Genomic DNA, 15,118 nt, shown 5'->3' on the forward strand with positions numbered 1-15,118 from the left:
ACGAAAGCAGAGGGCTGACCACACGGCCGATGCGATGCACGGTACTCCCTGCGGCGGTTCGGGCGAAGCGTGCCCGCCTCGCTCCAAGCGCGCCAAGGGAATGGAGGAAGCCGAGAACGACGGATTCAACGTCCTGCGTTCCGGTTCCGTGGCAGTCAGCCATCCGTCGAACGCGTCACCGCCTCCCACTTGTCGATTTCTGCAGCAGAAGTAGCAAGCTTTTCGCGAACCAGTTCAAGCGCATCGCTGCCGAGGAGCAAATGGCTGGGCGGCGAATCGCTGTCGATGATGGCCAACATCGTGCGAGCGGCCTTGCGCGGATCGCCCAGTTGTTTGCCGCTCTTTTCCTCGCGGCCCTTGCGGATGGGATCGAATAACGCGTCATAGTCGGCGATGGATCGAGGCGTCCGCAACATGGATCGGCCAGCCCAGTCGGTGCGAAACGAGCCCGGCGCCACCGCCGTCACGGCGATGCCGAAAGCTGCAACTTCCTTGCCCAGCGTGTCGGAAATCCCTTCCAGCGCGAACTTGCTGCCGCAGTAATAGGCAATGCCGGGCATGGTGATGAAACCGCCCATCGAGGTGATGTTGAGGATGTGCCCACGGCGGCGCCCGCGCATGTATGGCAGCACGGCTTTCATCATCGCCACCGCGCCGAACACGTTGACGTCGAACTGGCGACGCATGTCCTCCAGCGGCGACTCTTCCATCACGCCCTCGTGGCCGTAACCGGCATTATTGACCAGCACATCCACCGGGCCGATGTCGGCTTCGACCTCGGCTATCACGCTATCGATGGCGTCGAAGTCGGTGACGTCGAGGATGCGTGCGAAGGCGCGGGCGGCGGCGAGCGCCTCAAAGGATTGCCTGGCTTCGGCGTTGCGAACCGTACCGACCACCCGGTGGCCGGCCGCGAGCGCCTCTTGCGCAATAGCGCGACCGAAGCCGCTGCTCACGCCCGTGATCAGCAGCGTTTTTGGAGATGACATGACATAGCCTGCAATGAAAGGAAGGATGCATACTATTCTTCTGGCATGTGGACTTACGCGCCGAATATTCCCTGTTTATTGCCTATTCTTATGAAGTGACAGTGCCATGAAGAGAGCAGGATCGACACCACCCAACGCGGAATCGGATCAGCAACGCATGGTGCGCCTGCTTCAGGCGCTCGCGCCCGCGGAGGGCTACAACCTGACCGCGCTGCCGGACGTACGCATCCTGCGCTCCGACCGCCCGCTGTCGCGCACGCCGGTGCTCTACGACCCCGGGATCGTCATCGTGTGCCAGGGATACAAGCGGGGTTATTTCCGCGATCAGGTATATCGCTATGACGCGCAGCACTACCTGGCCGTGTCCGTCCCAGTGCCTTTCGTGATGGAAACCGAGGCGTCGCGACAACGCCCTCTGCTGGCCATCTACATGCACCTGGATTTCCAGGTGGCGGCGGAGTTGATGATCCAGATCGACCATCACGGCGCGCCCGCATCCGCGGCTGCGCCGCAAAGCATGATGTCCAGCCCGATGGATGCGGCGATGAAATCATCGGTACTGCGTTTCCTCGAGGCGATGGGCAAACCCCTCGACGCCCACGTACTCGGTCCGGCACTGGTACGGGAACTGTACTTTCATGTGTTGACCGGCGCCCAGGGCAGCGCCATGCGCGCGGCGCTGGCGATGCAGGGGCAGTTCGGCAAGATCGGCAAGGCGCTGCGACGCATCCACGCCGCGTATGCGCAACCATTGAACCTCACGCAACTTGCCAACGAGGCGGGCATGAGCGTGCCGACCTTCCACAGCCACTTCAAGGCGATCACCGGCATGCCGCCCATGCAGTACGTGAAGTCGGCGCGGCTGCACCAGGCGCGGCTGTTGATGGTGCGCCAAGGCATGACAGCCACGGCCGCCAGCTATGCCGCCGGTTACGAAAGCCCGTCGCAATTCAACCGCGAGTTCAAGCGCCTGTTCGGCCGTCCACCCGTCGAGGAAGCCAGGCGCATGCGCGAGAGCTTTGCGCTTCCACCAGCCCACGCGGCGTCCGCATACATTTCATCGCACTGAGCATGTCCAGCGCGGTGGCCGTCGTGCGCAGCGCTTCATCGACACCTTTCTTCCCTGCAAGGAAAACACCCATGACGCATCCGCCCGAACCCGCTGCCAAACGCGCACCTCCACCGCGCATCCCCTCCGTCTTCATCGCGGGCGTGCGCTATGCCCAGGTTCCCGGCGACGTTGAAACGGATGGTCAGATCGGCGGCTTCCTTGCGGCTTACGACGCGTCCAACCGCGAAATCTGGCGCATCAAGGTTTACGACAATCCACGACGCCCCGCACTGGAAGGCGATGTGCAGGACGTGTGGTTCCGCTCACTGCGCGCCGAAGGCGGCAAGCTGCTGATCGAGAACGAACGAGGATTGCGGCTTGAGGTCGATCCCGCGACGCGACGCATCTCCGGCCACCCGGCGCCCATTCCCGAGCCCCCACCGGACGTCGATCCTATCTCCGGCCAGCCGCGCATCCATCGGCCGGAAGCAAAAGATGCCGGGACGATCTGAACGTTCCGGCAACGCGGGCGGAGGAAGCCCGCAGCGCCGGATCCAACGTCCTCCGCCCTTTTTCGACATCGGGGCGACCCGGCTATCCTGTGAATCATCTACCGCGAGGCGCCCGACATGTTTCGATTCTTGCTGCTGTCATTGATGCTGGCCATCATCCCGCTGGCCGGGTACGCCGCCACGCCGGCCGAGGCCGCACTGGCGGATTTGCCGAATGTGTCGTTCCCGGCGTCGCACCGGGTTGCTTCCGGCAGGCTGCAGGCGGTTGACGTGGCGGCGCTGAAACGCGCCGGCATCGAACAGGTCATCGATCTCAGTGCCGACAGCGAGACGCCCGATTTCGACGAGGCTGCCGCGGTGCGAGCCGCCGGCATCGGCTATCACGCGTTGCCGATCCACGGCGCCGGCGACCTGACGCGCGCCCGCGTCAGACAGTTCGACCGGTTGCTGCGGGACGCGGGCGAGCAACCGACGCTGGTGCATTGCGCCAGCAGCAATCGGGTGGGCGCCATGATCGCGTTGCGCGCCGCCCTGGTGGATGGCCTGCCGACGGAAGCCGCGCTGGCCGAAGGTCGGCGATGGGGCATGAAGAGCCTGGAGCCCGCCGTACGCGAACGCTTGCACGCATGGTCTGGCGAACCAACCGAAAACGCTCATTGAGATGAGTGCCTGATCAACGTGTCCGAAAAAACCGGGCCATCTCAACCTGGCCCCTCACCTTTTTGCTTTCAGGTGACGCCGGGAAGCCCATCGCGTACCGTTGCCGCATGACAAAGCACAAGATGTCGCTCGCGACACGCATCCTCTGGGGACTCGTCATCGGCATCGTGGCGGCGCTGGCCACGCTCGCCATCGGCCAGTGGCATGCACCGACGCTGGCCTTCATGCAACGCGTGTCCTCGGCCGTGTTCGACCCGTTCGGGCAAGTATTCCTGCGCCTGCTCTTTTTCGTGGTCATCCCGCTGGTGTTCTCGTCGCTGGCTTCGGGCATCGTGCAACTGGGGCAGCTGAACAGGCTCGGCCCGCTGGCAGCGCGCACCTTCGCCTTGTTCGCGGCCAACATGGTGATCGGCGTGGCCATTGGCCTGGTACTGATGAACCTGCTTCAGCCGGGCCACCACATCGATCCGCTCACCGCGCAGAAACTGATGGCCGAGTACGGCGGCTCGGCCGTGCAAAGCGTGCGCACGCACGCCGAGCAACCCGGCCTCAGCCTCGGCCTGTTGGTGGAAATGTTCATGCCGCGCAACCTGTTCGGCGCAGTGGTGGGCAATAACCGCGGGGTCATCGGCGACGTGCTGCCGCTGATCCTGTTCGCCATCCTGGTCGGCGCCGCGGGCACGCAGCTGGCGCCCGACAAACGCCAACGCCTGCAGGATGGCCTGGACCTGATCAGCGAGTTGATGACGAAAATCGTCGACTTTGCGTTGCAGCTGGCCCCGTATGCCGTGCCGGCGATGATTTACAGCGTGATCGTGAAGGTGGGGCTGGACGTGGTATTGGCCCTGTCCGTGTTCGTGGTCGGCTGCCTGCTGGCCATGGCGCTGCACCTGTTCGGCACCATGTCGTTGTGGATCGCCTTGCTGGCGCGCAAATCGCCATGGGCATTCTTCAAGAACATCCGGCCCGTGCTGGTCACCGCTTTCAGCACCAGCTCCAGCAATGCCACGCTGCCCACCTCGCTGGCCATCGCCCAGGAAGAACTCAAGCTGCGCCCCACCACCTCGGGCTTCGTGCTGCCGCTGGGCGCAACCATGAACATGAGCGGCACGGCGCTGTTCGAGGGTTGCGTGGTGTTGTTCATCGCACAGGTGTTCGGCGTCGAGCTGAGTCTCGCTACCCAGGTCATCATGCTGCTGCTGGCGGTGCTCAGCGCCGTGGCCGTGTCCGGCATCCCGGGCGGTTCGCTGCCCATGATCGCGGGGTTGCTGGCCACGTTCGGGATACCTCCGGAAGGCATCGGCATCATCATCGGCGTGGACCGCCTCCTCGACATGGCGCGCACCACGGTCAACGTGGGCAGCGATATCGTCACCGCGCAGATCGTCGATGACAGCCTTAAGCGGGCCGAGGCGCGAAACGCGCAGGCGTAGTTACCGTGGGCCGCCCGGCTCATCGCAGGCCTGTGCACGCGCCAGCAAGACCGCTCGTTCACGCGCATTGGCGGTGAGCGATGCCGCCAGCTCGAACGCGTTGCGCGCTTCATCCAGACGACCCAGTTGCCGCAGCAAATCGCCGCGCACCGCCGGCAAGGGCGCGTAGTCGCGAAGCTGCCCTGCGTCCTCCAGCGCGTCGACGATGGTGAGTCCGGCGGCGGCGCCCTGCGCGCGGCTCACCGCCACCGCACGGTTGAGTTCAACCACGGGTGAAGGCATCACCTGCACGAGCTGCGCGTACAAGCCTGCAATCCGCGGCCAGTCGGTATCCTCCATCCGCAATGCGCGCGCGTGGCACGCAGCGATGGCTGCCTGCAGCGCATAGGCACCGCCAGCTCCACCGAGGCGTTGCGCACGCTCCAATGCGGCCAAGCCACGCTGGATCTGCAGGCGGTCCCAACGCGCGCGATTCTGTTCGGGCAGCAGAATCGGCGTGCCGTCGGCCTCGGTGCGTGCCGGTATCCGTGACGCCTGCAATTCCATCAGGGCCAGCAGGCCGAACACTTCGGCTTGATCCGGCAGCAGCCCCACCAACACGCGCCCCAGCCGCAACGCTTCCTCGCACAACGCAGGACGCATCCAGTCTTCACCACCGGTCGCGGCGTAGCCTTCGTTGAAGACCAGGTAGAGGACTTCGAGCACGGCGTCGAGACGTTCGGGAAGCTCGGCCTTGCGCGGTATCTCGAACGCCACCGCCTCCTTCGACAGCTTGCGCTTGGCGCGCACGATGCGCTGAGCCACCGTCGGCTCGGCTTGCAGGAAGGCGCGGGCGATCTCCGGCGTGCTCAATCCGCCGAGCAGGCGCAGGGTCAGTGCCACCCGCGATTCCATCGGAAGCACCGGGTGGCACGCCACGAACAACAGGCGCAGCAAGTCATCGCCGATGTCGTCGTCCGCCTTGTCCGGCGCTTCGTCACCCTGCATGTCGGCTCCGTGCAGCTCCCGTTCGATGCCGAATGCATCGTGTTTGCGCGCGTGCAAGGCGCGCTGGCGCAGATGATCGATGGCGCGATGCCTGGCGGCGGTCATCAGCCACGCCGCGGGGGTGTCGGGCAGGCCATCGCGCGGCCAGCGTTCCAGCGCGCCCAGCAATACGTCTTGCGCCAGCTCCTCCGCGGTGTCGATGTTGCCGGTCATGCGCGCGATGCGCGCCAGCAGCCGTGGCGATTCCATTCGCCACAGCGTGTCCAGGGCACGATGTATCGCGTCGGGGTGGGTGCTTGCCATCATCGCCATCGATCACATCATCCCCGGCAGCCTGCCGCAAGCGTGCCTATCCCTGTCGCACCGGCTCATCAGGTCGGCATCTGCGTCTCGTCCATCCAGAACACTTCCCATTGGTGTCCGTCCGGGTCGGCAAACCCATGCTGAACCATGAAACCGTAGTCCTTCGACTCGATCGTCGGGGTGGCACCCGCCGCAAACGCCCTGGCCATGAACGCCTCGACTTCGGCACGACTGTCGAGCGACAGCGCCAGCAAGGTCTCGGTGCTGGCACGCGCATCGGCAAGGGGCTTGTTGGTGAAGCCGGCGAAGAAGCTTTCCGCCAGCAGCATCACGCCTGTTCGTTCATTGATGATCAGGCACGCCGCATTTTCGTCGGTGAATTTCGGATTGAACGAGAACTCGAGCGCCTCGAAGAAATCGACGGAGCGCTCCAGATCCTTCACCGGCAGGTTGACGTAGAGATTACGGGGCATGGTTGTCCTTGGTGTGGGTGGAAGGCACGTGGCTCACGACGCGGACGTCACGCAATTGACCATCCACGGCTGGCCATAACGGTCGTCGCACATGCCGAATCGCGGTGACCACGCCGTCGCGGCCATCGGCATCCGAACCAGCCCACCGTCCGACATCATGGCGAACACGCGCTCGGCCTCCTCGATGTTGTCCACCGCGATGTTGACCGAGGTCGTGGCCTGGCCATCGTGGTTTTCCATGGCGTCGGCGCCCATGATCGAAGCGTCGCCCACCACGAGGTGAACGTTGGCGATCAGTGGCCGCATCGGCTCGGGAATGTCGGGCCCCATCTCGCCATAGGTCACGCTGGAGACAACGTCGCCGCGCAGGACCTGCGCATAGAACGCGAACGCCTCGCGGCATTTCCCCTCGCGAAACATCAGGTACGGGATAAGTTTCATGGTGTCGCTCCTGCTGGCTGTGGTTTCAGTTGCCAAGTCGCTGGCGCAAGCGCTCCGACTGCGCGCGCAACTCGGGGGTGAATTCGTCGCCGAAGTCGGCGGTGTCGAAAATCGGGCGGATCTCGATCTCGGATGGCCCGGGCATCGGATTCGGACAACGCTTGACCCATTCGATGGCCTCCTCCAGCGAGCGCACCTGCCACAGCCAGAATCCGGCGACCAACTCGCGGGTCTCGGTGAACGGGCCGTCGATCACCCGCCGCTGCGCGCCATCAAACGCGACGCGCGCACCACACGAACTCGGATGCAAACCCTCGCCTGCCAGCATCACGCCGGCGTTGACCAGTTCCTCGTTGAACTTGCCCATCGCCTCGAGCAACGCCTGGCTCGGCATCGCGCCGGCCTCGGACTCGTCGGTGGCTTTCACCATCACCATGACTTTCATTGCAGTCTCCTGTTTCGCGGCACGATCTGGCCGCTTGCAAGGAAGACGACGAACGGACACGCCCCGGATCGACATACCCTGAAAACTATTTTCCCTGGCCCTGTTTGAGCGGATCGCCAGTAGCGGGCATGATCGGCATCCCCGATGCGCTGTGGAGCCCGCGATGCAGTACCTGACCCTGATCCATATCGACCCGGGCTTGCTGGCCGAACTTCCGCAGGCCGAATACGACCGTCTGATGCGTGGTTGCTTCGAGAAAGCCGATGCGCTCCAGCAAGACGGCTCTCTGCACGGTTCGCAGCAACTGGAAAACCCCGACAGCGCCAAGACCTTGCGCATACGCGACGGCATCAGCCGCGTCACCGACGGTCCGTTCGCCGAAACGCGCGAATTCCTGGCCGGGTTCAACCTGATTGAAGCGGACTCGATGGATGCGGCGATGGCCATCGCCCGGGAATTCCCGTGGTCGCGTTTCGGCAGTATTGAAGTGCGCCCGGTGCGCGACATGCAGGCGGTGCGGGAGCACGTCGGCGCGAAGCAGGCAGCCGACGGCAACCGGGAGTAGCGGAAAGTCCGGTCGGCGCGTCAAAACCCGCCCCCGTGTCGATTTCGGCCGCCGTCGTTCGTCGATACAGCAAGGCCGCCATTCCGGTGGCCGTTGCCGCCGAGGAGACAACCATGTCCTATGTCGATGGTTTCGTGATCGCCGTACCCAACGCCAACCGCGAGTCGTTCATCAAGCATGCCAGCACCTTTGACGCCATCTTCCTGGAGTTCGGCGCCACGCGCGTGCAGGAGTGCTGGGCTGACGACGTGCCCAAAGGCAAGCTCACCGATTTCCGCCGCGCCGTGCAGGCCAAAGAGGACGAATCCGTGGTGTTCTCCTGGGTGGAATGGCCCGACAAGGCCACTCGCGACGCCGGCATGGAGAAATTCATGAAGGATCCGCGCATGGAGGCGGCCAGCGATTGTCCCTTCGACGGCAAACGCATGATCTTTGGCGGCTTTGTGCCGGTCGTGAGCCTGCCGGCGTAGCCACGGCTCCCACAAAAGGGGCCCGCGAAACGGTGACCCCTTTCTTTGCGTCGCCTGCTTCGGGTCCGTGCATCGCCAACCCGCGGGAATCAAGACGACCGCGGGTGAGCCTGACCGCGTTACCGGCACCTTCCCTTCAAGGCTTCACAAATCGCAACGTCATCCGGTCCGATTCGCCAACCGCTTGAAGCTTTGCGTGCTCGCTATCCGGCCCCGCCAGATTGGGTGGCAGGCGGTGGACGTTGATGTCTTCGGGATCCTTCGGGTTGGCATTGACCTGGGAGACGCCCGCAAGACGGAAACCCGTTTTCAGACCCAGTTCGATCAGGTAGTCCTCGGGAATACGGTGCAGCGCTTTCGCGCTTTCCACGGCATCGGAAAACGGTTTGGCGCGATGCTCGATCACACCGAAGACGCCGCCGGGCTTGAGCACCTGAAACGCCGACTTGAACACCGCGGCCAAGGTCTCGGGGCTTTGGTTCAGCCAGTCGTGGGTGTTGCGGAACGTGAGCACCATGTCAGCCGAGCCAGGCTTGCCGAGGTTCACCTGCAGCGGTGGCGCAAACGGCACGACTTTCTCGATGTTGCCGAACATGGCGGGATGGGCCTTGATCGTGTCGGCAAACTTCGGCGAGCCTGCTTCAATCAAGTGTCCGTGGTCGCCCAGGAACGGCGCCAGAATCTCGGTGTACCAGCCACCACCCGGCGCGATCTCGATAACCGTCATCTGCGGCTGGATGCCGAAGAATTGCAGCGTCTCGACCGGGTGGCGGTAGCGGTCGCGCGCCCTGTTCTCGGCGGAACGCCCCGGGCCGTTGACGGCCTGTTGCAACGAGGCGGTGGTATCCGTCTTCGGCGTGACGGCATTGGCGAAACATGGCCACAACAGGGCGCTGGCAAGCAGCAGGAGCTTTCGCGTGGGCTGGATCATGGTTCGAGCCTCCCTTGGTGGAACGTGCAGCGTACTCCGGAGGCGTCGAGGGTCACTACCGCAAATAGCGTTGGGGAACGGGCCAGTCGAGCTGGCCCCGTTCTTTGGTGGTTGTCAGACCGGGGCAAGCCCGTGCCCGCGCGAATGCCTCAGCTCCACTCCGCGTGAAAGCTCCCTTTTTCGTCGATGCGCTCAAACGTGTGGGCGCCGAAGAAGTCGCGCTGTGCCTGCAGCAGGTTGGCGGGCAGGCGTTCGCTGCGATAACCGTCGTAATAGGCGATGGCCGAGGAGAAGCACGGCACCGGCACGCCGGCGGCAATGGCCGCACTGACCACCTCGCGCAGCGCTACCTGATAGGTCTTGGCGATGTCGCGGAAATACGGTGCAAGCAGCAGGTTGGCCAGGTTGGCGTTCTCGGCGTAGGCGTCGGTGATGTTCTGCAAAAAGCGGGCGCGGATGATGCAGCCTCCGCGCCAGATCTGCGCGATGGTGCCGTAGTCGAGCTGCCACTTGTACTCGTCGGACGCAGCGCGCAACTGCGCAAACCCCTGCGCGTAGGAGACGATCTTGCTCAGGTACAAGGCCTTGCCGACGGCGGCGATGAACGCCTCCCGATCACCGCTGAAGGCCTTGCTGACAGGCCCTTCGAGTTGCCCGCTCGCCGCGACGCGTTCGTCTTTCAGCGATGACAGCACGCGGGCGAACACCGCTTCGGTGATCAGCGGCAGTGGCACGCCAAGATCCAGTGCGCTCTGGCTGGTCCACTTGCCGGTGCCTTTCTGCGCCGCGCGATCGAGTATCACGTCGACCAGATCCTTGCCCGTCTTCTCGTCCTTCTTGCCGAAGATGGTCGCGGTGATCTCGATCAGGTAGCTGTCCAGCTCACCTTCGTTCCAGCGGGTGTAGACATCCGCCAGTTCCTGGTTGGACAAACCCAGTACGTGCTTGAGCATCGCGTAGCTCTCGGCGATCAGCTGCATGTCACCGTATTCGATGCCGTTGTGCACCATTTTCACGTAGTGCCCGGCGCCGTCCGTGCCCATGTACGCCACGCACGGCTTGCCGTCTTTGGCCCGTGCCGCGATCTCGGTGAGAATCGGCTCGACCAGGTCATACGCATCGCGCGGCCCGCCGGGCATGATCGACGGGCCGTGCAAGGCGCCCTCTTCGCCACCGGACACGCCGGTGCCGATGAAGTGCAAGCCAGCCGCGGCCAGCTCCTTGTTGCGCCGGATGGTGTCGTGGAAATTCGTATTGCCGCCGTCGATCAGGATGTCGCCCTTGTCCAGCAGCGGTCGCAGCTGGGCAATGGTGTCGTCGGTCGGCGCGCCCGCTTTCACCATCAGCAGGATGCGTCGGGGCTTCTCCAGTGAATCGACAAACTCCTGCAGCGTGTAGGTGGCGACAAGCTTCTTGTCGCCGTGCTCGGCGATCACCTCGTCGGTCTTCTCGCGACTGCGGTTGTAGATCGACACCGCGTGACCGCGGCTTTCGATATTCAACGCCAGGTTGCGACCCATCACGGCCATGCCGACTACGCCAATTGCCTGCTGACTCATCTGATCACTCCTCGTGCTTGTTGACTTCAAAAGCGGGGCGGATCTTGGAGCGTGCAAGGTAAGGCGTCAGGCCGTGTGAAGAAATCGTTCAAGTAATGAACCTGACGCTGAGGTTGGGCGCTACCCGCCGAGTCGTTGCCAACCCATCGAGCCAATCGGGTCAGAGCACGTTGTTCGCGCTTTGTCGCCCAAGCAGGTGGGATTTAACTTACTCCGTCCCAGCTTCAGTACATTACCCTGGATAGTTGAGCCACGAGGCGAAGCCAAGGCCGCCGCCACTCCTCCTTCCTCTTCACGACAACGACAAAGGACACGCCCATGATCCGCGCCGTTTGCTTCGCCCTCGCCATCCTCGCCGCCGCTTCAGCATCCAACGCCGCGGAGATCGTCATCCACGACACCAAGTCGCAGCCCGAGAGCATGGCCGTGGGACCGGACGGCACCCTGTACGTCGGCAGCGCCAGTACGCCCTACGTCTATACGGTGAAGAAAGGCACCACGACGGCCACACCCTTCATCGATGCCAGCGCTGCCGGCCCCGGCACCTTCTTTTTCGGCGTACTGGCCGATGCGGCAACCAACACCCTGTGGACCTGCCAGCTGACGCCCGTGGCCGGTGCCACCCCGGTGCGCCGCAGCACCGCCCTGCGCGGCTTTGATCTGAAATCCGGCGCGCCCAAGCTGAGCTGGACCCTGCCGGGCGACAACTCCACCTGCAACGATTTCACCGTGGGGCCGGACAAGGCGCTCTACGTCACCGACACCGCCAACCAGAAGATCTACCGCCTCGCGCCCGGTGCCCAGGTCCCCACGCTCTATCTCGACCACCGCACCCTGCTCGGCATCGACGGCATCGCCTTCCTCGACGGAACGCTGTACGTCAACAACGTCTTCTTCAACAAGCTCTACCGGGTGCCAGTGGGAGCCGACGGCAAGCCCGGCACACCCGTCGACATCTGGATGGATGCCCCGGTCCACGGCCCCGACGGCATGCGCACCGCCAACAGCAAGCTGTTCGTCGCCGCCAACGGCAGCGGCGAGATCAGCAGCCTGACGATCAACGGCGACACCGCCCACGTCACCGTCATCAAGAACGGGCTGAAGACCCCGACCGGCGTCGAACCAGCGGGCGACACCTTGTGGTTCACCGAGCGCGCGACGGGCAAGGTCTGGTCCGTGCCGATGCCGGAATAAGAAGGGTCCGTAAAGGCGAAAACGGCGATCGGAACCGACCCGCACATACTTGCGCGCGAAACCCCACTTTTCGTCATTCCCGCAAAAGCGGGAGGAGCTTTTCAACAGACGAATGTCTGGTCATCCATTGCCTTCGGCATTTTGCCAGGTGCCGATGGCGCTGGGTCCTCGTTTGACCAGCTCTTCGGCTGTTGAAAGCGCCTCGCGAAGATGACGATCTCCAGCAAGTACCGTTCGGATCCGACACTGCTGGTTCGATGATAGGCTCCAGACCTTGGAAGTCAGGACCATACGGACAGGAACCCCAGCATGAAGACATTCAGGCCGCTCGCTATCGCACTCACCCTCAGCCTCGTGGCTCAAGCCGCCGCCGCGATGGGTATGGAAAGTAGAAGCCAAAGCATCAAGAGCCACGCTCCGCCAGGGATCACCGATGAGTTTTACGCTTGTGTCGACCGGGCCGATTCAGACGCCAACGCGGCAGCCAACTGCCTGGCGGAAGAACGGACTCGCCAGGATGGCCGCCTCAACGCGAAGTACAAGGCGCTTCTGGGAAAACTGAGCCCGAAAGCCAAGGACGAACTGATCAACGCCGAGCGCGCCTGGCTGAAGTTCCAGGAGAAGAACGGCGAGCTGGAAAGCTCTGTCTACGGCAGCGAGGCCGTCGCCAATCTCCAAGTGACGCAGAACGAGATCTTCCGCATCTGCGAACGCGCCAACGCGCTGGACGACTATTTGTTTATGGCGAACCTGCGGTAATCCCCTTCAAGGGCGAAGACGTGCCCAACCTCGGTACCCATGACCTCGATGTCGGAGCCATCGACTTCCGCGTACAGCAGCTAAGCTTCCGTCAAGTTCGTTCCTGCGAATTCTTTGAATGATAGGCTCGTTCGCCGGGGAATCAGGAACATGGCCGAGAGCCAGCAGGAGAAGGAAAACCCATGAAGTTACGAACTGCGCTGCCGGTTGTATGGACGTGCGTGGCACTGAGCACCACCGCCACGTCCGCCGATCCCGCCCATGTGACCAGCCAACCCGAAACCATTAACGGCATGGCCATCAGGACAGGGGTGGAACGGCTCTCCTACATCTCGTTGCGCTACTTCGGCGTTCGCTCCAGCTACGACGCGTGCATGAAGCGAAGCAGCGGCACGGCGCCGAAGCAACAAGACTGTGCAGGCACGGAACTCACCTATCAAGACGATCGCCTCAATCGGGTATACCAGTCGCTTCTGACGGTTCTGGATGATCTGGACAGGCGCGCGGCGGTCGAAGCGCAACGCGCATGGCTCACCTTCCGGGACAAGGACTGTGCAGCCCGCGCCGGCCGCTTCGGCTCGGATACCGGCCCGGCCACGGAATCGACGTGCATTATGGAAAGTACCGCTTACCGTGCCCAACAACTGGAGGACTGGCGCAACAGCGTTACGGGTCGATCTTCGGACTGAAACTGCCCAGCGATAAAAGGAGTTTGCAGTGAGCGAGAAGAAATTTTCGGGAGGCGACGCTTTTCCGCGCGACTCCCTGGAGTACCGCACTTATCTCATCATGATGAAGAGCGAGCTGCGCGACGGTGCAGGCGCGTACGAAATGAGCAACGCGGTGTCGGGGCGCAGCGGCCCAAGTTTCGGCCCCTTCCAGTACGACATCGGTTCCAACCAGAACGGGCGAAACCTGTTGGAATCCATCACGGAAACCGCCATCGATGTCCAAAGTCGTCGCATTCTGAGCAATGAAGAGTTGGAGGACATCAAGGGGCATTTCTACAAGCCATTTGGCGAATTTACCGCCGCCGACAGCGCGCTCTACGATCGGCTGGAGCCCAAGCTCAATGCTGCACTGAGCTCCGATGCAGGGATCAAGGCAATCAACGCCGATTTCGTACCCGGGGTGCAACAGAAGGTCGCCGCGGTGAATGCCGTTGTCGACGGTATGACCGAAACACCCAACAAGACCTTCATGAGTGGCAATGATGCCGCCAAACTCATCCTCATCGACACGAGAAACCAATACGGCGACGCAGTTAACGACGGCTTGAAAAAATTCATCAGCCTGACGAGCACCGATACCGCAATGGACATGCCTGGTCGCCGGCATGGCGCCACCATCAAGGTTGAAGGGGCGTTCGGATTGGATGACTTGGTGCGGTACAAGCTTCAAACCCAATATGCGCAGTCTGACCGAGGCACGAAGGATGTGCTCCGACGTATTTCCCATTGCGTGGAGGCCGCAGGTATCGAGAACGTCAAGGCCAGCTTGTCGGAAGAAGACAGGGAATTTTTCAAGACCGGTCTCGAAAAATATCTCACGGACCAAGGGCGCGACGCGGCAGTGCTCGACTCCGTGGAGTTGAAGGCTCTCGCCGAACTAGGCGGCCGTGAGCCGCTACTCAAGGTAGGAAGCAGCGGGCCTGCGGTAGCTGACGTCCAGCGAAAATTGGCCGCACTTGGCTATCAGCACCGCGGTCGCCCCATCGAGGATGATGGCGATTTCGGCCCAACAACTCGCGGTGCAATAGAGGATTTTCAGCGGCAGCACCACCTCGACCCCGATGGAAAAGTTGGCGGCGAAACCGCCGGAGCTCTCGAGCAGGCGCTGCAGCAATCCGCCATCACTCCGATCACCCTTTCCCACCCGCAGCACCCTGGATTTTCGCTGTTTCAACAGGCCTTCAACGGTGTGGGACAGCTCGACCAGACGCGGAGTCGCCCGACCGACGTACTCAGCTGCAACCTCTCCGGCGCGCTGGCGCTCTCGGCGCAGAAGGAAGGGCTGGAACGAATCGACCGGGTGATCCTTAGCGAAGATTCCTCCCGCGCGTTCGCCGTGCAGGAAAGCGCAGGCTCGCTGTTGCGGAAGTTTGCCTTTGTCGATGTGATTGGCGGCATCAATACACCGCTCGCGCAGAGCAGTGCGGACTGGTCGCGAATGCAGATGCCTGAGGCGCAGAATGCGCAGGAGCCAGCGCCGTTATTGCAGTCAGCGGATGTGCGGCTGGCGCAGCCACCCATGCAACGATGAACGACAGGGTTGGGGATGGCGGAAGACGTCAGGGGGACGATTATCATCGCCATGGGTATACGATCTATTCGGGGGAATCGCCGC

17 protein-coding genes are annotated in these 15,118 nt (G+C 63.0%); 10 read left to right on the forward strand and 7 right to left on the reverse strand.

Features of this window, described 5'->3' with window-relative positions:
- Positions 1-155 precede the first annotated feature (155 nt).
- Complete coding sequence (locus ASD68_RS05355; RefSeq protein WP_056604278.1) at positions 156-989, reverse strand: oxidoreductase; 834 nt, start codon at positions 987-989, stop codon at positions 156-158.
- 106 nt (positions 990-1,095) lie between these two features.
- Here ASD68_RS05355 and ASD68_RS05360 point away from each other — a divergent pair, with 106 nt between their 5' ends.
- The 4 genes from ASD68_RS05360 (at position 1,096) to ASD68_RS05375 (ending at position 4,645) form a co-directional block, all read left to right on the forward strand.
- Positions 1,096-2,058 (forward strand): AraC family transcriptional regulator, encoded by a 963-nt coding sequence (locus ASD68_RS05360; RefSeq protein WP_200945326.1) that lies wholly within the window; start codon positions 1,096-1,098, stop codon positions 2,056-2,058.
- Between the two features lie 2 nt (positions 2,059-2,060).
- Positions 2,061-2,552, forward strand: coding sequence for a hypothetical protein (locus ASD68_RS05365; RefSeq protein WP_156458344.1), 492 nt, complete (start codon positions 2,061-2,063; stop codon positions 2,550-2,552).
- Between the two features lie 117 nt (positions 2,553-2,669).
- On the forward strand, positions 2,670-3,212 hold the full coding sequence (locus ASD68_RS05370; protein WP_056604286.1) for a sulfur transferase domain-containing protein: 543 nt from the start codon (positions 2,670-2,672) through the stop codon (positions 3,210-3,212).
- 122 nt (positions 3,213-3,334) lie between these two features.
- Positions 3,335-4,645, forward strand: coding sequence for a dicarboxylate/amino acid:cation symporter (locus ASD68_RS05375; RefSeq protein WP_056080989.1), 1,311 nt, complete (start codon positions 3,335-3,337; stop codon positions 4,643-4,645).
- Here the strand turns inward: ASD68_RS05375 and ASD68_RS05380 are convergent, their stop codons facing one another.
- The 4 genes from ASD68_RS05380 to ASD68_RS05395 form a co-directional block, all read right to left on the reverse strand.
- Positions 4,646-5,935 carry an RNA polymerase sigma factor gene (locus tag ASD68_RS05380; RefSeq protein ID WP_056605209.1) on the reverse strand — a complete coding sequence of 430 codons (1,290 nt, stop codon included), beginning with the start codon at positions 5,933-5,935 and terminating at the stop codon, positions 4,646-4,648.
- A 68-nt stretch (positions 5,936-6,003) separates the two neighbouring features.
- Positions 6,004-6,408, reverse strand: a complete 405-nt coding sequence (locus ASD68_RS05385; RefSeq protein WP_056604289.1) for a VOC family protein — start codon at positions 6,406-6,408, stop codon at positions 6,004-6,006.
- Positions 6,409-6,441: 33 nt separating this feature from the next.
- Complete coding sequence (locus ASD68_RS05390; protein ID WP_082545962.1) at positions 6,442-6,849, reverse strand: VOC family protein; 408 nt, start codon at positions 6,847-6,849, stop codon at positions 6,442-6,444.
- Positions 6,850-6,874: 25 nt separating this feature from the next.
- Positions 6,875-7,294 carry a YciI family protein gene (locus ASD68_RS05395; protein WP_056604295.1) on the reverse strand — a complete coding sequence of 140 codons (420 nt, stop codon included), beginning with the start codon at positions 7,292-7,294 and terminating at the stop codon, positions 6,875-6,877.
- Positions 7,295-7,457: 163 nt separating this feature from the next.
- Between ASD68_RS05395 and ASD68_RS05400 the strand changes: the two genes are divergently transcribed.
- Positions 7,458-7,859 carry a YciI family protein gene (locus ASD68_RS05400; RefSeq protein WP_056604298.1) on the forward strand — a complete coding sequence of 134 codons (402 nt, stop codon included), beginning with the start codon at positions 7,458-7,460 and terminating at the stop codon, positions 7,857-7,859.
- Between the two features lie 113 nt (positions 7,860-7,972).
- Positions 7,973-8,329, forward strand: coding sequence for a DUF1428 domain-containing protein (locus ASD68_RS05405; protein ID WP_056604301.1), 357 nt, complete (start codon positions 7,973-7,975; stop codon positions 8,327-8,329).
- 136 nt (positions 8,330-8,465) lie between these two features.
- On the opposite strand, the gene ASD68_RS05410 is transcribed toward ASD68_RS05405, so the two are convergent.
- Positions 8,466-9,260 carry a class I SAM-dependent methyltransferase gene (locus tag ASD68_RS05410; RefSeq protein ID WP_056604304.1) on the reverse strand — a complete coding sequence of 265 codons (795 nt, stop codon included), beginning with the start codon at positions 9,258-9,260 and terminating at the stop codon, positions 8,466-8,468.
- Positions 9,261-9,409: 149 nt separating this feature from the next.
- Positions 9,410-10,819 (reverse strand): NADP-dependent phosphogluconate dehydrogenase, encoded by a 1,410-nt coding sequence (gene gndA, locus ASD68_RS05415; RefSeq protein WP_056604307.1) that lies wholly within the window; start codon positions 10,817-10,819, stop codon positions 9,410-9,412.
- A 318-nt stretch (positions 10,820-11,137) separates the two neighbouring features.
- On the opposite strand from gndA, the gene ASD68_RS05420 reads away from it, so the two are divergent.
- The 4 genes from ASD68_RS05420 (at position 11,138) to ASD68_RS05435 (ending at position 15,034) form a co-directional block, all read left to right on the forward strand.
- On the forward strand, positions 11,138-12,013 hold the full coding sequence (locus tag ASD68_RS05420; protein WP_056604310.1) for a hypothetical protein: 876 nt from the start codon (positions 11,138-11,140) through the stop codon (positions 12,011-12,013).
- A gap of 309 nt (positions 12,014-12,322) precedes the next feature.
- Positions 12,323-12,772 carry a lysozyme inhibitor LprI family protein gene (locus ASD68_RS05425; protein WP_056604313.1) on the forward strand — a complete coding sequence of 150 codons (450 nt, stop codon included), beginning with the start codon at positions 12,323-12,325 and terminating at the stop codon, positions 12,770-12,772.
- Positions 12,773-12,954: 182 nt separating this feature from the next.
- On the forward strand, positions 12,955-13,461 hold the full coding sequence (locus tag ASD68_RS05430; protein ID WP_082545963.1) for a lysozyme inhibitor LprI family protein: 507 nt from the start codon (positions 12,955-12,957) through the stop codon (positions 13,459-13,461).
- A 28-nt stretch (positions 13,462-13,489) separates the two neighbouring features.
- Positions 13,490-15,034, forward strand: a complete 1,545-nt coding sequence (locus ASD68_RS05435) for a peptidoglycan-binding domain-containing protein (RefSeq protein ID WP_056604318.1) — start codon at positions 13,490-13,492, stop codon at positions 15,032-15,034.
- Positions 15,035-15,118 lie beyond the last annotated feature (84 nt).

This window comes from Rhodanobacter sp. Root627, assembly GCF_001427835.1.
Lineage (GTDB): Bacteria > Pseudomonadota > Gammaproteobacteria > Xanthomonadales > Rhodanobacteraceae > Rhodanobacter > Rhodanobacter ginsenosidimutans.